We start from the raw sequence: 13,916 nt of genomic DNA on the forward strand, positions 1-13,916 counted from the left end.
CCCTGGCCTATTGAGACTGTTTTTCTGAAACAGTTTCCTGATAAAAGGATTGCCTCATGGCTCTCGACGTTCAAGAAAAAGCTCAAATTGTTGCCGACTACCAGCAAGCTGTTGGTGATACTGGTTCTCCAGAAGTGCAAGTTGCACTGCTGACCCACAACATCAACAAACTGCAAGGTCACTTCAAGGCCAACGGTAAAGATCACCACTCCCGTCGTGGTCTGATCCGCATGGTAAACCAGCGTCGTAAGCTGCTGGACTACCTGAAAGGCAAAGACGTGAGCCGTTACAGCGCTCTGATCGGTCGCCTGGGTCTGCGTCGCTAATAAGCGATTGCGCTATGAGGTTGGTTGTTTGCTGTGCGTCAGCGGGTTTCCCGCTGGCGCATGGCAGGCTCCCAGCCTCAAGTTTTATCTGGATACACGTTTTACCCTGGACAGGCGTTGGGCCGATTCCCGACATTGCCCAAGAATTTCGCAAGAAGACAAGTTCCCCAAGAGCCACAAAGAAGGTAGGACACCGTGAACCCGGTTATCAAAAAATTCCAGTTCGGTCAGTCGACCGTTACCCTCGAGACAGGCCGTATCGCCCGTCAAGCCTCCGGCGCAGTGCTGGTTACCGTTGACGACGACGTTACCGTATTGGTGACCGTTGTTGGCGCCAAGACCGCTGACCCGAGCAAAGGCTTCTTCCCTCTTTCCGTTCACTACCAGGAAAAGACTTACGCTGCCGGTAAGATCCCTGGTGGTTTCTTCAAGCGCGAAGGCCGTCCTTCCGAGAAAGAAACCCTGACTTCCCGACTGATCGACCGTCCGATCCGTCCGCTGTTCCCAGAAGGCTTCATGAACGAAGTGCAGGTTGTCTGCACCGTCGTCTCCACCAGCAAGAAGACCGATCCGGACATCGCTGCGATGATCGGTACCTCGGCGGCCCTGGCCATCTCCGGCATTCCTTTCGATGGCCCGATCGGCGCTGCCCGTGTTGCGTTCCACGAAAGCACCGGCTACCTGCTGAACCCGACTTACGAGCAACAGAAAGCTTCGAGCCTGGACATGGTCGTTGCCGGTACCTCGGAAGCCGTACTGATGGTTGAATCGGAAGCCAAAGAGCTGACCGAAGACCAGATGCTGGGCGCTGTACTGTTTGCTCACGACGAGTTCCAGGTTGTGATCAACGCCGTTAAAGAACTGGCTGCCGAAGCGGCCAAGCCAACTTGGGCCTGGGCTCCACAGCCTGAAGCTACCGCTCTGCTGGGCGCTATCCGTGCCGAGTTCGGCGACGCGATCTCCCAGGCCTACACCATCACCATCAAGGCCGACCGTTACGCTCGCCTGGGTGAGTTGAAAGACCAGGTGGTTGCCAAGCTGTCCGGTGAAGAAGGCCAGCCTTCTTCCAGCGAAGTGAAAGCTGCCTTCGGTGAAATCGAATACCGCACCGTTCGCGAAAACATCGTAAACGGCAAGCCACGTATCGATGGTCGCGACACCAAGACCGTACGTCCTCTGAACATCGAAGTCGGTGTTCTGCCAAAGACCCACGGTTCGGCCCTGTTCACCCGTGGCGAAACCCAGGCCCTGGTTGTTGCAACTCTGGGCACCGCCCGTGACGCGCAGCTGCTGGACACCCTGGAAGGCGAGAAAAAAGACCCGTTCATGCTGCACTACAACTTCCCGCCGTTCTCGGTAGGTGAGTGTGGTCGCATGGGTGGCGCTGGTCGTCGCGAAATCGGTCACGGCCGTCTGGCCCGCCGTTCGGTTCAGGCGATGCTGCCAGCCGCCGACGTGTTCCCGTACACCATTCGTGTTGTATCGGAAATCACCGAATCCAACGGTTCGAGCTCGATGGCTTCGGTCTGCGGCGCTTCCCTGGCCCTGATGGACGCTGGCGTGCCAATGAAGGCACCGGTTGCCGGTATCGCCATGGGTCTGGTTAAAGAAGGCGAGAAGTTCGCCATCCTGACCGACATCCTGGGTGACGAAGACCACCTGGGCGACATGGACTTCAAAGTAGCCGGTACCGCCAAAGGTGTTACCGCGCTGCAGATGGACATCAAGATCAAGGGCATCACCGAAGAGATCATGGAAATCGCCCTGGGCCAAGCCCTGGAAGCGCGCCTGAACATCCTCGGCCAGATGAACCAGATCATTGGCCAGTCGCGTACCGAACTGTCGGAAAACGCTCCGACCATGATCGCGATGAAAATCGACACCGACAAAATCCGTGATGTCATCGGTAAAGGCGGCGCGACCATTCGTGCGATCTGTGAAGAGACCAAGGCTTCGATCGACATCGAAGACGACGGCTCGATCAAGATCTTCGGCGAAACCAAGGAAGCGGCTGAGGCAGCACGCCAACGCGTTCTGGGCATCACCGCTGAAGCTGAAATCGGCAAGATCTACGTGGGTAAGGTTGAGCGCATCGTCGACTTCGGCGCATTCGTCAACATCTTGCCTGGCAAGGACGGTCTGGTTCACATCTCGATGCTGAGCGACGCTCGCGTTGAGAAAGTGACCGACATTCTGAAAGAAGGCCAGGAAGTGGAAGTGCTGGTACTGGACGTGGACAACCGCGGCCGTATCAAGCTCTCCATCAAAGACGTGGCAGCTGCCAAGGCTTCGGGCGTTTAATTACCCCCTTCGCTTGAAAGCTTTGACGTTGTAAAAAATGCCCCGCAGTGAACGCTGCGGGGCGTTTTTTTGCTCTGTACAGAAAGATCAAAAGATCGCAGCCTGCGGCAGCTCCTACTCGGTTTCAATGTACGAGCTGCCGCAGGCTGCGATCTTTTGTTTTTAGGGCGTATGAAGTTGCCTGACTCTATAGTCAGTGCTAGGTTTAGCCCACTGCCCGTGTAGCTCAGCCGGTAGAGCAGCGCACTCGTAACGCGAAGGTCGCAGGTTCGATTCCTGTCTCGGGCACCATTAGAGAGTTTTTTGCAGTCCCATCCAGTGCCCGATGCCATCCTCAAACCCCGCCTAGTGCGGGGTTTTTGTTTCATGGAGTCCCATCCGGTTTCATCGAAGCCCTTGTGTTGTTAGTACCCATGTTAGTACCCTATGCTGGTTCAATAAAGTCTGGGGACTCATTCGATGGCCTTAACCGCCTTGCAGATTAAGAACGCCACGCCTAGCCACAAGGATTACGAGCTGGCAGACGGCGACGGCCTATCGCTACGGGTGCGCCCATGCGGGAGCAAGTCGTGGCGCTTTCGCTTTCGCCTGGATGGCAAGCAGTCCCATATCTCCCTTGGCCCTCTAAACAAGGTAACGCTTGCTCAGGCTAGGCAGCGGACCAGCGAGGCGCGCAGCTTGGTAAGCCAGGGCAAACACCCCGGAATGGAGCGCCAGTCGTCACGCACCCAAGCCGCTGCCGACCGCGCCAATACCTTCAAGGCTCTGGCGTTGGAGTGGCACGCACACAAAGTGCCTCGCTGGTCGCCGGGCTACGCCACCGATGTGCTGGAGGGTTTTGAGCTGGACGTTTTCCCGCACGTTGGCTCTCAATCCTTGATTGCCATCAAGCCGTTGGAATGGCTGGGCGTGTTCCGCCGTATAGAGGCACGCGGGGCGCTGGAGAAGTTGCGCAAAGTACGCCAACGCTGTCAGGAGGTTTACCGCTTTGCCATTGCCACGGGGAACGCTGAGTACAATCCAATAGCCGACGTGGGTGGCGCCCTGCGAGCACCCGAAGCCGAGCACTATCCGTTTCTGCCCATTGCCGAGCTGCCCGCGCTGCTGGCCGCCGTGCGTGCCTGTCGCGGCCATGACGTGGTTAAGTTGGGAGCTCGCTTGCTACTGCTGACGGGAGTCCGTACCGCTGAGCTACGCGGCGCGCCATGGGCAGAGTTCGACCTTGAAGCGGGCCTATGGTCGATCCCGGCTGAGCGCATGAAAAAGCGCCGTCCGCATTTGGTGCCACTGTCCCGGCAAGCGCTGGAAGTCCTGATCGAGCTACGCGCTATTACGGGTGGTTACACCCTGGCTTTTCCGGGTCGCAACGACCCAGCCAAGCCAATGAGCGAGGCGGCCATCAATCAGTTGTTGAAGCGGTGCGGCTACGACGGCAAGACCACGGGCCACGGATTCCGCCACACCATGTCCACCGCTTTGCATGAGCAGAATTACTCCAGCGAGTGGGTGGAAACTCAGTTGGCACACGTTGATAAAAACTCGATTCGAGGCACTTACAACCATGCGCAGTACCTGGAGGGTCGCCGCCAGATGCTTCAGTGGTACGCGGACCATCTGGATAACCTGGGCAGGGGCGGCAACGTGGTGGCCGGAGCCTTCGGGCGCCGCGCCTAAATGCTCTGTCTGGCGCCGCCGAACCGACGCTGTACAATCGCGCTACGGCCAGCCTAGCCCGACGGGGTGAACAGGCGATTCCCCCCAGACGCCCGGCTGGCCGTTCTACCGCTCTGGGGGATTGTCTGGGGGCAATATGCTTCACACCACATCCGTGCCAGCGGCGGACTTCATTCGCCTTTCCGATCTAATCAAGCATTACAGCCAAGCACTGGCTTGCAGCCACGCCGCTGCCGCCTGGGAGCTGCGCGAAACCTTCGCTGAGTTGGCCATCTTTCGGGGCAAACAAGGACAGTCGGATTACCTTGATGGGAGTATCTGTTGTGTCGGCACGGTCGCAAGGCCGAGCAGGCAGCGCGGCCTTCAACGTATCAGCCTGACCCAACTCATAACCTACTTCGATCAGCATATGCAGGCAGGTCACACCGGCCCCGAACTCATTGAGTGCGGCAACCAGATTGACGGTTTACGTCCGGTCGCGGCAGCGGCGGTTGGCTTTGATCGGCAGGAGCTGACGCACCAGCTGGTCTTTGTCGAGCGCCCATTTCCTAGGCTCATGGATAGCCAAATCGACTCAGCGGGCGAGCCAAAAGGGCGCCGCAAAGGCAGTGAGCGCGAAGCCTTGGAGGGGCTGATAGAGATCGCGGTAACTGCTGCTCGCAAAGCCCCGAACGATCCATTCTGCCTACAGGTCGCTGGGCTTGATGTGAAGGTGGCTATGGGCGCCCGTGCCCGTGTCCTGCGTGAGCTGGCGGACTTTCTATGCAACAAGGAATTCCCCTCAGCAGGTACGATCAGGAACATGTTGAGGTAGGGTATTTGGCACCGGCATCGCTATGGCGTTAGAGAGACGTTAGACGCCGCTAGAGGTAGGTTAGACGCTGTATAACTCGGTTGGCCAAAGGCCTATGCGTCAATTGTAGTCATTCCCAGCAAGCCCCATTGAGGCCCAACGAATGGCTACAATTCACGCCCAAACCGTCACCCCGGCGCTGCTGCGCCTACCTGCCGTCTGCGCCCTGGTCGGCTTGAGCAAGTCACAGATTTATCGCCTGTCCGGTGCCGGGGAGTTTCCCAGCGCCGTGCGCCTCGGTGCCAATTCCGTGGCCTGGCCAGCTGAACATGTGCAGGCTTGGATTGCCGATAAGATCGTGTCGGCAGGTGGCGCGAACGCATGACCGCCCTTGCCTGGTGCCAAACAAAGCGCTATTGTTCGCCCGTCGCTGCCAATTCAGCGACCGGGTTTGACGGCCCGATCAGTAAACGGCGCTACAGCGCCCCAAGTCTTGCAGGCGCTTTTTTTGTGCCCGCAATGTCGTTTTATGGCGGCTGTGCGTGGGAGACCGAAAGGTCTGCCGGGTTCCGTTTACCCCGGTCCGTCAACCTGCGCACAGCTGCCACCTTAATTCGTTTGACGGCGAACGGTGACAGCTCCCAACCAGTAAGCGGAGCGCCACCCATGACACACTCTCACGCCCTCAATCCGTCCAGCACCAGTCACCGTCAGGCCATCGCCCTGATCGGCGCCGAACTGATCGCCTACCGCGTCAACCGCAAGCCCGAACAGCGCACCCACTTGCTGGGCCTGGTGCAGATGGCCACCGCTCTGGGCGTTCTGAACGCCAGTGACCGCCTCACCCTGGCGGCCAGTCTGGAGGTGTGCCATGCGTAACTTCCAGCCACTCGAAAGCGGCTCGCAAGGCTGCGCCGGTCCCGTCCTATTCCTGGACGCCACCGCCTCGCTCAACCAACTGATGGACGCCGCCGATTGGCGCCTGGGCGCTGTGCGCGACCTGCTTGACGTGCTCGCTTGCAGCAACCTTGACGACCACGCACACCTCGCCGTTGCCGGTGTGTCCCGTGCCGTCCTGCTGCTGACCGATGACGCGGCAGCGTTGTACGCCGCCGCCCGTAAGGCGCACCAAGTCCACCGAGAGGGCTAACCCATGACCGACCAAAAACGCGCCTGGTCCGGGTGCGGCGGGAGCGCTCGCCCTCAAGAAAGCCCGACCATTGCCGCCATTCGTGCCACTGCCGATATGGCGTTGATCTATGCCCCGGCCTTGGTGCCGGAATTACTGCCCGAAGGCACCCGCAAGGGTGATGAGTGGTGGTCACGCAATCCGACGCGGGCCGACCGCGACGCCGGGAGTTTTTCCGTGTCGCTGATCGATGGCCGCTGGCACGACTTCGCCAGCGGTGACGGTGGCGGCGACCTGGTGTCGCTGGCCGCTTATGTCTGGGGCACCCGCCAAGCCGATGCCGCACGAGACCTGGCGCGGCGCCTGGGTTTGCATCTGGACGCCTTGGAAGGACGGCCCGCCGATACCGGCTCCAGTGAGACCCAGCGACAGCGCCTGGCCGCCGCCAGGCTTGAAGCCGAACAACGGCAGCAGCGCGAAGCCACCGAGCGGGAACAACGGCACCAGGACGCCGCCAGCCTGGCGCGCACGCTCTGGCACGACTCACGACCAGCCGACCCGACCCATAACTATCTGGTGGCCAAGCGCATTCCGGCGACGGGCATTCGTCAGCGCTACGGCGTGTTGTTGGTGCCGCTGCACAACCTCGACGGCGACCTGGTGAACCTTCAGCGGATCTACATGGACGGCTCTAAACGCTTCCTATCAGGCGGCCAGGTGACGGGCACGTTTTGCCCGCTGGGCCGCATTGAGCCTGGAGTGCGGATATTCATCTGTGAAGGTTGGGCCACTGGCGTGACGCTACTGGCGCACTACGGCGCCGCTGCCGTGGTCTGCGCGATGAACGCCGGAAACCTGCGCCCGGTAGCGGTGGGCCTGCGCAGCAAATACGGCGGCCTCACTGACTTGACGATTGCTGCCGACGATGACCGGCGCACCGATGGCAACCCCGGCCAGGCTGCCGCCAATGCCGCCGCCTTGGCCGCTGGTGCGCTGATCGCGACACCCCAGTGGCCACCAGGCGCACCGCTAGAACTCTCTGACTTTAACGACCTGTACTGCTGGGAAGCTGACCATGCCAACGAATGACCACGCACATCCTGCCACCATTGATTTGGGCGGCACGGCGGGGGCCACGGACGGCACCGACCCCACACCAGGCGCTGCCGCGCATGCGGCCAAGGTCACGGCCAAATTCCTGGAAGGTCGCCCGCCGCAAGTGGCCCCGATCCGGCCAGGCTGGGCGGTGTATGAACATCCGGTGCAACTTGAAGGGGGACGCAGACTGCGCCCTGGCGTGTATTGGCACACCCACCGAACAGACGCAGAAGGCGAGCGTCACGCCGTGGACGAGTGGATCTCGTCGCCGGTCATTGTCGCCGCTCGCACCGTGCGCACTGAGGACGGCAGCGAAGGCCGTTTGCTGCACCTGGTCACGCAAAGCGGGATGCGCGAATGGGTGCTCCCCATGGAAGTGTTCGGCGGCAGTGGCGAGGACGCTCGTCGTAGTCTGTTTTCCATGGGCGTGCTGATCGCGCTGAAAAAGCGCGGTGCATTCATGGAATACCTGTTCGACCAGGAACCGGTGCTGACCTTGGCCACCACTACCCGTCCCGGCTGGCATGAGTCAGGGGCATTCGTGCTGCCTAACCGCACCATCGGCAGCGACACGGTGCGCTTTCAATCCAGCGGCCAGGCGCCTGCGCTGTTCGCCGCCAAGGGCGACTTGGCGCAGTGGCAGACGCTGATTGCTGCCAAGTGCCTGGGCAACCCGGTGTTGACCCTGGCCATCGGTTGCGCCCTGGCGGGTCCGCTGCTGAGCCTGGTGGGGGTGAATGGCGGCGGTGTGCACTTGGTCGGCGACAGCTCCAAGGGCAAATCCCTGGCGCAGCTCATCAGCGCCACGGTGTGGGGTGATCCCGCTGTGTTCGCATCGAGCTGGGATGTCACCAAAGGCGGCTTGGAAATTGAGGCGTCCTCACGTAATGACACGATGTTGTCACTGGACGAAATCAAACGGGCCGATCCCAAGCGCGTGCAGGAAATGACTTACGCCCTAGCCAACGGCCAAGGCAAGGGCACGATGAACCGCGAGCGCGAAGGCCGCGCCAAACTCAATTGGCGGCTGCTGACCCTTTCCAGCGGTGAGCGCTCCCTAGCCGAACACGCGGCCATCAGCGGAAACGCGGCCCACGCCGGGGCCGAGTTGCGCATGGTGGATGTGAACGCCGGGACGCGGGCACACGGCGCCTTCGACGACACATGCGGAATGGAGGCGGCAGACTTTCACCGCTCGCTGACGGTGTTTGCTGGCCAGCACCATGGGCACCTGGGCGCGGAGTTTGTCGAGCGGCTCATATCCAGCGGCGAGCGTGACAGTTTGCAAGGCGACTTCAGCAAGGTGCGCGCCTGCTTTGTCACCGATAGTGCACAGTCTGGGCGCATCGCTGACCGTTTCGCGGTGATCGCTCTGGCTGGAGAAATGGCCATCGCTTACGGCCTGCTGCCATGGCCGGAAGGCACCAGTCTCAAGCACTGCCAGTTGCTTTATGGCGAATGGCTGGCCCGTGTGGGCAGCGGCAGCGCCGAGGATCGCCAGATCCTGGCCGGGGTGGCGGACTTTATCGACCGCCATGGCAGCAGCCGCTTTTCCGACATCGACGCCGAAGACACGGACAGCCGGATTATCAACCGCGCCGGGTACTGGGAAGTGATGCCAGAAGGGCGCCTTTTCCTGTTCAACCGCACGGGGCTGATCGAAGCGGCGCACGGTTATGGGCTGCCCCGCATCGTCAGGGCGCTGGAGTCAGCGGGTGCGCTGGCCAAGCGCGACACCGACCGCAAGCGTCACACGAAAAAATACCGCCTGCCTGGCGGTGGATCGTCGGGCCTGTACGTGGTGGACCCGGAACGCCTGGACGGCGAAGGCGGCCCGCCATGACAGGCGCATTCTCACGTCGATATGAAAATGCCCATATTCACAGGAACCTAAAAACGGTGGGAACAGTGGGAACAGTGGGAACAGCCAGTAAATACGCGGGCTGTAGGCGTTCCCACCCTTATAAGAGAAGTGGGAACAGTGGGAACACACACCACTTTGTGTCTATTAGGGCGCCGCTTTTCTGTTCATCCTGGCTATTTCTGTTCCCACACCAAAAAGAGATGGGAACAGGTTCCCACTCTGGAGGCCCCGTAAACCGGGGCGTTCCCACGGTTCCCACTGTTCCCACCGGTTTTGAATCACAGACACATATGGGTGTGAGCCAGGCGGTGATGGGTGACCAGCGGTGAGCCTGCCGGACAGCCTGTTCCAGCAGGAGGCGACCAACACCGCACCGGATTCACCGTGTTGGTTATGGCTGCTGGAACTCGCGGGTGGTCGTGTCGTGCAGATAACGTGTAGCCCTGACGCAGAGCGCGTCCATGTCGAGAGTGTCGCCAGGGCGCGCCATGGTGCCGCCTTGGTACGTGTTGTGCCGGTGCCGCGTGCTGACCGGCTCTTACGGCCCTCTGAAATCCAATGGGCCTTGGCGGGCCGGGGTCTGGTGCCGGTCGAAGCCATGCCGCCACGTCGCTGGCTGGCCAGGGTGGCGTGGCTGCTGGAGTGTTCGCCCGGCCAGCTGGAGGCAACCGGCAGGCTCACGACGGAAGACGGGGCCGAGTGCTCAGCGGCAGCGCCACACCTGGCCGCCGAACTGATCCGCTCCCATGGTTGGCGGCTGCCACCGCCAGAGCCAGAACCAGGCCCGCGCCAGGATCAGCCGCCACCGTCCAGCGCGACGGGTTTTTCCGTCACCTGGCGGGCCGCCCGTGACGCATACCTGGGGCACTTGGTCCGCTGCCCGGCCTGCATTGCGCACCGCTTGCGCAATCCCATCCATTGCGAAACCGGCAGCGCCTTGCGCTGCACTTACGACGGGGCCAGCTAATCAATCCGGCATGGATGGATATAATCGGTAGGGATAGGCGGTTTATCTGGGTTGTGCCGGGTTTAAGTGGGCCTTGTCGTGGCGGTTGGCTTCATCGGTCCCGACCAACCACCACCGCTTATCACCCGCACACGAATGCATGGCGGACTACACGGGGCTTGCCGGGAAGTAACAGGATGGCCGACCGCCGCTGTTGCCTGGCAGCCACCACCACCACTCGCCACCCGCACCCGAATGCATGGCCGATTACTCAGGGCTTGCCGAGGCCAAGGCGGATGGCCTACCTTATCTATCGACCGGCAGTTGCTACCGTTTACCACCCGCCCGCGAATGCATGGCGGACTACTCAGGGCTTGCCGGGAAGTAACAGGATGCCCGGCCTCGCCGTCGCTGCCTTAATCATCGTTGTAGTGCCCGGCGAGTACCTGAGCAAGTGCGGCCAAGCGAGTACAACGGCGAGTACCTGTGTACCCATTTAAGTACCCATTTGTTTTTTGAACGGGTTACAGGTCAGTAAGGCCGGGGTGTGCAGGCTTAGGGTTTGGTTCCTGTCTCGGGCACCAGCGACACGTTGTTTTCAGATGATCCACGAATGGTTCTGAAGGCCAGACAAATCGGGCTTCAATCGGTTTATTTGCGTCAGAGAGATCCTTGATGATCCAGATCCATCTTCCATTCCCCCGATCAAAGAGAACGCCATGACCGTTAAAGAAGTGTCCCAGGAAGCTCGTCACGAAGAAGCGCTGAAGAAGTATTTGCTTGAGTCCCCCCAGCTGGCTGATGAGATCAAGGACCTGCCCGCTGACGATCAGAAAGACCAGATCCAGTGGGCGTTCGAGGACGAAGCAGAATCCCAGGGCCTGCAACCCTGGGAGCTGACGCTCAAGTACACCTCGACACCGGAAGAGTTCGAAGCTGCGCGCCTGGTTTTGCACAAGGAAGCAGCCGAAGTCCTGGGCGTGGAGTGGGACGAGTACTGCGAGATGAATAATCTCGTCGTCTGACCCTTGCAGGAGCAATCCTGCTCGCGATGGGCGCTTACGATAACCCGTGTTTACCGGGTAAACACGGTGTTTTCAGGCTCATCGCGAGCAGGCTCGCTCCCACAGTATTGAAATCAGATACTCAAGCGCATCGACAGATCAACCGCCTTCACATCCTTGGTCATCGCACCGATCGAAATATAATCCACACCGGTTTCAGCAATCGGCAGCAGCGTGCTTTCGTTGACCCCGCCGCTGGCCTCCAGCTTCGCCTTGCCACCGTTCAGGCGCACTGCTTCGCGCATGTCATCCAGGCTCAGCTCGTCGAGCATGATGATGTCGGCACCCGCTGCCAGCGCTTCCTTCAGCTCACCCAGGCTTTCCACCTCGATCTCCACCGGCTTGCCCGGGGCAATCTTGTGCGCGGCGTTGATGGCTTCTGGAATGCCGCCGCAGGCCGCGATGTGGTTTTCCTTGATCAGGAACGCGTCATACAGGCCAATGCGGTGGTTGTGGCAACCGCCGCAGGTGACCGCGTACTTTTGTGCCAGGCGCAGGCCGGGGAGGGTTTTACGGGTGTCGAGCAGCTTGACCTCGGTGTGTGCAACGAAATCCGCCAGGTACCGGGCGCGAGTGGCAACGCCCGACAGCAGTTGCAGGAAATTCAGTGCGCAGCGCTCGCCCGTCAGCAGCGAGCGCGCCGGGCCTTCGAGGTGAAACAGCGCCTGATTGGGTTGCACCCGGTCGCCGTCACTCACCTGCCAGTGCACGGCGACTCGCGGGTCCAGCTGCCGGAACACGGCATCGACCCAGGCGGTACCGGCGATGACGGCGGCGTCACGGGTAATGATGGTGGCTTTGGCCAGGCGTTCTGCCGGGATCAACAGTGCAGTGATGTCGCCGCTGCCGATATCTTCAAGCAACGCACGGCGCACGTTGGCTTCGATTTCGGCAGTCAAATCGGCGAGACGTAGATTCGGCATAAAGGGCTCCACAAACAAAGTGCTCCGATTATAGGGCCATGGCACGCGGCAACCCAAGGCATCAGAAGCCCTGCTCGGTGGTGAAACCTGCATTTGGTCGCCTGGCCCGGGAGATCAATCGTGGCAAGTGATCGCGCACGGAGGGTCTATCGCGGCATACTGGGGGCCAATACAGTCGACCCTGAAGGAGCCGGTATGCAGTTGGACCCCGCGAGTGGTTGGTGTGAAGGCGCCCAGGTCTGTCCTTCGCCCAACTTCAATGCGCGCCCTACGGATGAAATTTCCCTGCTGGTGATCCACAACATCAGCCTGCCGCCAGCGCAATTCGCCACCGGCAAGGTGCAGGCGTTTTTCCAGAATCGCCTGGATGTCACGGAGCATCCGTATTTTGCGGGGATTGCCGATCTGCGAGTGTCCGCCCACTTTCTGATTGAACGAGATGGCACCCTGACTCAATTTGTCTCTTGCCTTGAGCGTGCCTGGCACGCGGGGGTCTCGGTTTTCGAAGGGCGGGAAACTTGTAACGATTTTTCCGTGGGCATTGAGCTTGAAGGCACCGATGATCAGCCTTTCACTGACGCTCAATACGAGGCGCTGACGGGGCTGACCCGACAATTGCAGAGGGCTTTCCCGGCCATCACGCCACAGCGTATTTGCGGTCATAGTGACATCGCACCCGGTCGCAAGACCGATCCGGGGCCAGCGTTCGACTGGGCACGCTATCGCGCAGCCCTGGCAAAAGAGGAACAACAATGAGTTTTCTGGTGTTGCTGTTGGCGGTCTGGATCGAGAAGTTCTCGGCCCTGCGTCATCGGGTCCAGCGCGACGGCGGATGGTTGCGCGAACTGCACAAGCTTGAAGCCAGCCCCCGCCTGGCGAGCCACCCATGGCTGGTGCTGGTGATTCTGGTGTTGCTGCCTGTTGCGCTGCTGGGCCTGCTGTTGGTCGTCCTCGATCCAGTGGCCTACGGCTTGTTGGCCTTGCCTGTGCATTTGCTGGTGGTGATCTACAGCCTGGGCCGCGGCGATCTGCTCGCCGGCCTCGGCCCCTTCCGCGACGCCTGGCGCCGGGAAGACTTGCAAGCGGCCGGGCATGTGGCGAACCGTGATCTGGCTATCTGCGCAGACAGTGGCGAACAGTTGCTCGAACGCGTCCAGGCGCACTTGCTGTGGGAGGCCTACCAGAGTTTCTTCGCGGTGATCTTCTGGTACTTCCTGCTGGGCCCGGTCGCTGCACTGAGCTATCGCCTGCTGGCACTGGCCGAAGTCCACTCCCAGAACCCCGCAGTCGCCGAGCGTGCCGCGCAATTGCGCCATGCCTTCGACTGGATACCGGTACGCCTGTTGGCGGCGAGCTTTGCATTGGTCGGCAACTTTGTTGCGGTCAGCCGGGTCATGCTCCACGAACTGCTGAACTGGGACATCAGCGCGGCCCAGCTGATCGAAAAAGTCGGCCTGGTGGCCGGCGAGATCCCCGCACCGGTGGTCGGCCCGGACGGCATCAACAGCCTCGACCGGATCTGGGAGCTGCTGCTGCGCTCAGCCGTGCTCTGGTACGCCGGTTTCGCCCTGTTGACAGTCCTTCCCTGAATCCTGCCCCCTGACGACGAAGATCGATGCACACGATCTTCGTCGTTAACCTTAAGTTACAAAAACTCCCGCCGATTTAAGCTATACAGAGACAGCGCTCAATAGTGGCTATCTGCTTTCTCTGTGCGCCTGCCAATAACAATAAGAAATCCAAGGGAGACTTCACAGTGAAGAGCTTGCTCTATCCCGCCGTCGCGCTAATGAATCGC

General features: G+C 60.7%; 14 protein-coding genes and 1 tRNA gene. 14 read left to right on the forward strand and 1 reads right to left on the reverse strand.

The features are described from left to right. Nucleotides 1-56 precede the first annotated feature (56 nt). The 12 genes from rpsO (at nucleotide 57) to IMW75_RS18460 (ending at nucleotide 11,156) form a co-directional block, all read left to right on the forward strand. Nucleotides 57-326, forward strand: coding sequence for a 30S ribosomal protein S15 (gene rpsO, locus IMW75_RS18405; protein WP_028623136.1), 270 nt, complete (start codon nucleotides 57-59; stop codon nucleotides 324-326). Nucleotides 327-521: 195 nt separating this feature from the next. Then, on the forward strand, nucleotides 522-2,627 hold the full coding sequence (gene pnp, locus IMW75_RS18410) for a polyribonucleotide nucleotidyltransferase (protein ID WP_045060037.1): 2,106 nt from the start codon (nucleotides 522-524) through the stop codon (nucleotides 2,625-2,627). 215 nt (nucleotides 2,628-2,842) lie between these two features. Further along, a tRNA-Thr gene (locus IMW75_RS18415) sits at nucleotides 2,843-2,918 on the forward strand. A gap of 168 nt (nucleotides 2,919-3,086) precedes the next feature. Beyond that, nucleotides 3,087-4,301 carry a tyrosine-type recombinase/integrase gene (locus IMW75_RS18420; protein ID WP_205893410.1) on the forward strand — a complete coding sequence of 405 codons (1,215 nt, stop codon included), beginning with the start codon at nucleotides 3,087-3,089 and terminating at the stop codon, nucleotides 4,299-4,301. A gap of 136 nt (nucleotides 4,302-4,437) precedes the next feature. Then, nucleotides 4,438-5,115, forward strand: coding sequence for a hypothetical protein (locus IMW75_RS18425; protein WP_205893411.1), 678 nt, complete (start codon nucleotides 4,438-4,440; stop codon nucleotides 5,113-5,115). Nucleotides 5,116-5,257: 142 nt separating this feature from the next. Next, nucleotides 5,258-5,479 carry a helix-turn-helix transcriptional regulator gene (locus tag IMW75_RS18430; RefSeq protein ID WP_205893412.1) on the forward strand — a complete coding sequence of 74 codons (222 nt, stop codon included), beginning with the start codon at nucleotides 5,258-5,260 and terminating at the stop codon, nucleotides 5,477-5,479. A 281-nt stretch (nucleotides 5,480-5,760) separates the two neighbouring features. Then, nucleotides 5,761-5,973: a hypothetical protein gene (locus IMW75_RS18435; RefSeq protein WP_205893413.1), complete on the forward strand. Its 213-nt coding sequence runs from the start codon at nucleotides 5,761-5,763 to the stop codon at nucleotides 5,971-5,973. Beyond that, nucleotides 5,966-6,244 (forward strand): hypothetical protein, encoded by a 279-nt coding sequence (locus IMW75_RS18440; RefSeq protein WP_205893414.1) that lies wholly within the window; start codon nucleotides 5,966-5,968, stop codon nucleotides 6,242-6,244. Before IMW75_RS18435 ends, IMW75_RS18440 begins: the two co-directional genes overlap by 8 nt. A gap of 3 nt (nucleotides 6,245-6,247) precedes the next feature. Then, nucleotides 6,248-7,312: a toprim domain-containing protein gene (locus tag IMW75_RS18445; protein ID WP_205893415.1), complete on the forward strand. Its 1,065-nt coding sequence runs from the start codon at nucleotides 6,248-6,250 to the stop codon at nucleotides 7,310-7,312. Continuing rightward, nucleotides 7,299-9,164, forward strand: a complete 1,866-nt coding sequence (locus tag IMW75_RS18450; RefSeq protein ID WP_205893416.1) for a DUF927 domain-containing protein — start codon at nucleotides 7,299-7,301, stop codon at nucleotides 9,162-9,164. The genes IMW75_RS18445 and IMW75_RS18450 overlap by 14 nt, the downstream gene beginning before the upstream one ends. A 445-nt stretch (nucleotides 9,165-9,609) precedes the next feature. Next, nucleotides 9,610-10,152: a hypothetical protein gene (locus IMW75_RS18455; protein WP_205893417.1), complete on the forward strand. Its 543-nt coding sequence runs from the start codon at nucleotides 9,610-9,612 to the stop codon at nucleotides 10,150-10,152. Nucleotides 10,153-10,850: 698 nt separating this feature from the next. Continuing rightward, the gene (locus IMW75_RS18460; protein WP_045060036.1) at nucleotides 10,851-11,156 is read left to right on the forward strand and encodes a DUF6388 family protein; all 306 of its coding nucleotides are present in this window, start codon (nucleotides 10,851-10,853) and stop codon (nucleotides 11,154-11,156) included. A gap of 113 nt (nucleotides 11,157-11,269) precedes the next feature. Here IMW75_RS18460 and nadC read toward each other — a convergent pair whose 3' ends face one another. Next, complete coding sequence (gene nadC, locus IMW75_RS18465; RefSeq protein ID WP_045060035.1) at nucleotides 11,270-12,118, reverse strand: carboxylating nicotinate-nucleotide diphosphorylase; 849 nt, start codon at nucleotides 12,116-12,118, stop codon at nucleotides 11,270-11,272. Nucleotides 12,119-12,313: 195 nt separating this feature from the next. On the opposite strand from nadC, the gene ampD reads away from it, so the two are divergent. Together ampD and ampE are read left to right on the forward strand one after the other, a co-directional pair. Further along, a complete protein-coding gene (ampD, locus tag IMW75_RS18470) occupies nucleotides 12,314-12,874 on the forward strand; it encodes a 1,6-anhydro-N-acetylmuramyl-L-alanine amidase AmpD (RefSeq protein WP_045060034.1) in 561 nt (186 codons plus the stop codon). Further along, nucleotides 12,871-13,707 (forward strand): regulatory signaling modulator protein AmpE, encoded by an 837-nt coding sequence (gene ampE / locus IMW75_RS18475; RefSeq protein WP_205893418.1) that lies wholly within the window; start codon nucleotides 12,871-12,873, stop codon nucleotides 13,705-13,707. The genes ampD and ampE overlap by 4 nt, the downstream gene beginning before the upstream one ends. Nucleotides 13,708-13,916 lie beyond the last annotated feature (209 nt).

Source organism: Pseudomonas gregormendelii (assembly GCF_017114825.1).
Lineage (GTDB): Bacteria > Pseudomonadota > Gammaproteobacteria > Pseudomonadales > Pseudomonadaceae > Aquipseudomonas > Aquipseudomonas gregormendelii.

What these genes read in the sequence shown, in the direction of transcription:
- rpsO (WP_028623136.1), top strand. Translation starts at nt 57, where the DNA reads ATGGCTCTCGACGTTCAAGAAAAAGCTCAAATTGTTGCCGACTACCAG.
- nadC (WP_045060035.1), bottom strand. Translation starts at nt 12,118, where the DNA reads ATGCCGAATCTACGTCTCGCCGATTTGACTGCCGAAATCGAAGCCAAC.
- IMW75_RS18445 (WP_205893415.1), top strand. Translation starts at nt 6,248, where the DNA reads ATGACCGACCAAAAACGCGCCTGGTCCGGGTGCGGCGGGAGCGCTCGC.
- IMW75_RS18420 (WP_205893410.1), top strand. Translation starts at nt 3,087, where the DNA reads ATGGCCTTAACCGCCTTGCAGATTAAGAACGCCACGCCTAGCCACAAG.
- IMW75_RS18460 (WP_045060036.1), top strand. Translation starts at nt 10,851, where the DNA reads ATGACCGTTAAAGAAGTGTCCCAGGAAGCTCGTCACGAAGAAGCGCTG.
- ampD (WP_045060034.1), top strand. Translation starts at nt 12,314, where the DNA reads ATGCAGTTGGACCCCGCGAGTGGTTGGTGTGAAGGCGCCCAGGTCTGT.
- IMW75_RS18425 (WP_205893411.1), top strand. Translation starts at nt 4,438, where the DNA reads ATGCTTCACACCACATCCGTGCCAGCGGCGGACTTCATTCGCCTTTCC.
- ampE (WP_205893418.1), top strand. Translation starts at nt 12,871, where the DNA reads ATGAGTTTTCTGGTGTTGCTGTTGGCGGTCTGGATCGAGAAGTTCTCG.
- IMW75_RS18430 (WP_205893412.1), top strand. Translation starts at nt 5,258, where the DNA reads ATGGCTACAATTCACGCCCAAACCGTCACCCCGGCGCTGCTGCGCCTA.
- IMW75_RS18435 (WP_205893413.1), top strand. Translation starts at nt 5,761, where the DNA reads ATGACACACTCTCACGCCCTCAATCCGTCCAGCACCAGTCACCGTCAG.
- IMW75_RS18440 (WP_205893414.1), top strand. Translation starts at nt 5,966, where the DNA reads ATGCGTAACTTCCAGCCACTCGAAAGCGGCTCGCAAGGCTGCGCCGGT.
- IMW75_RS18450 (WP_205893416.1), top strand. Translation starts at nt 7,299, where the DNA reads ATGCCAACGAATGACCACGCACATCCTGCCACCATTGATTTGGGCGGC.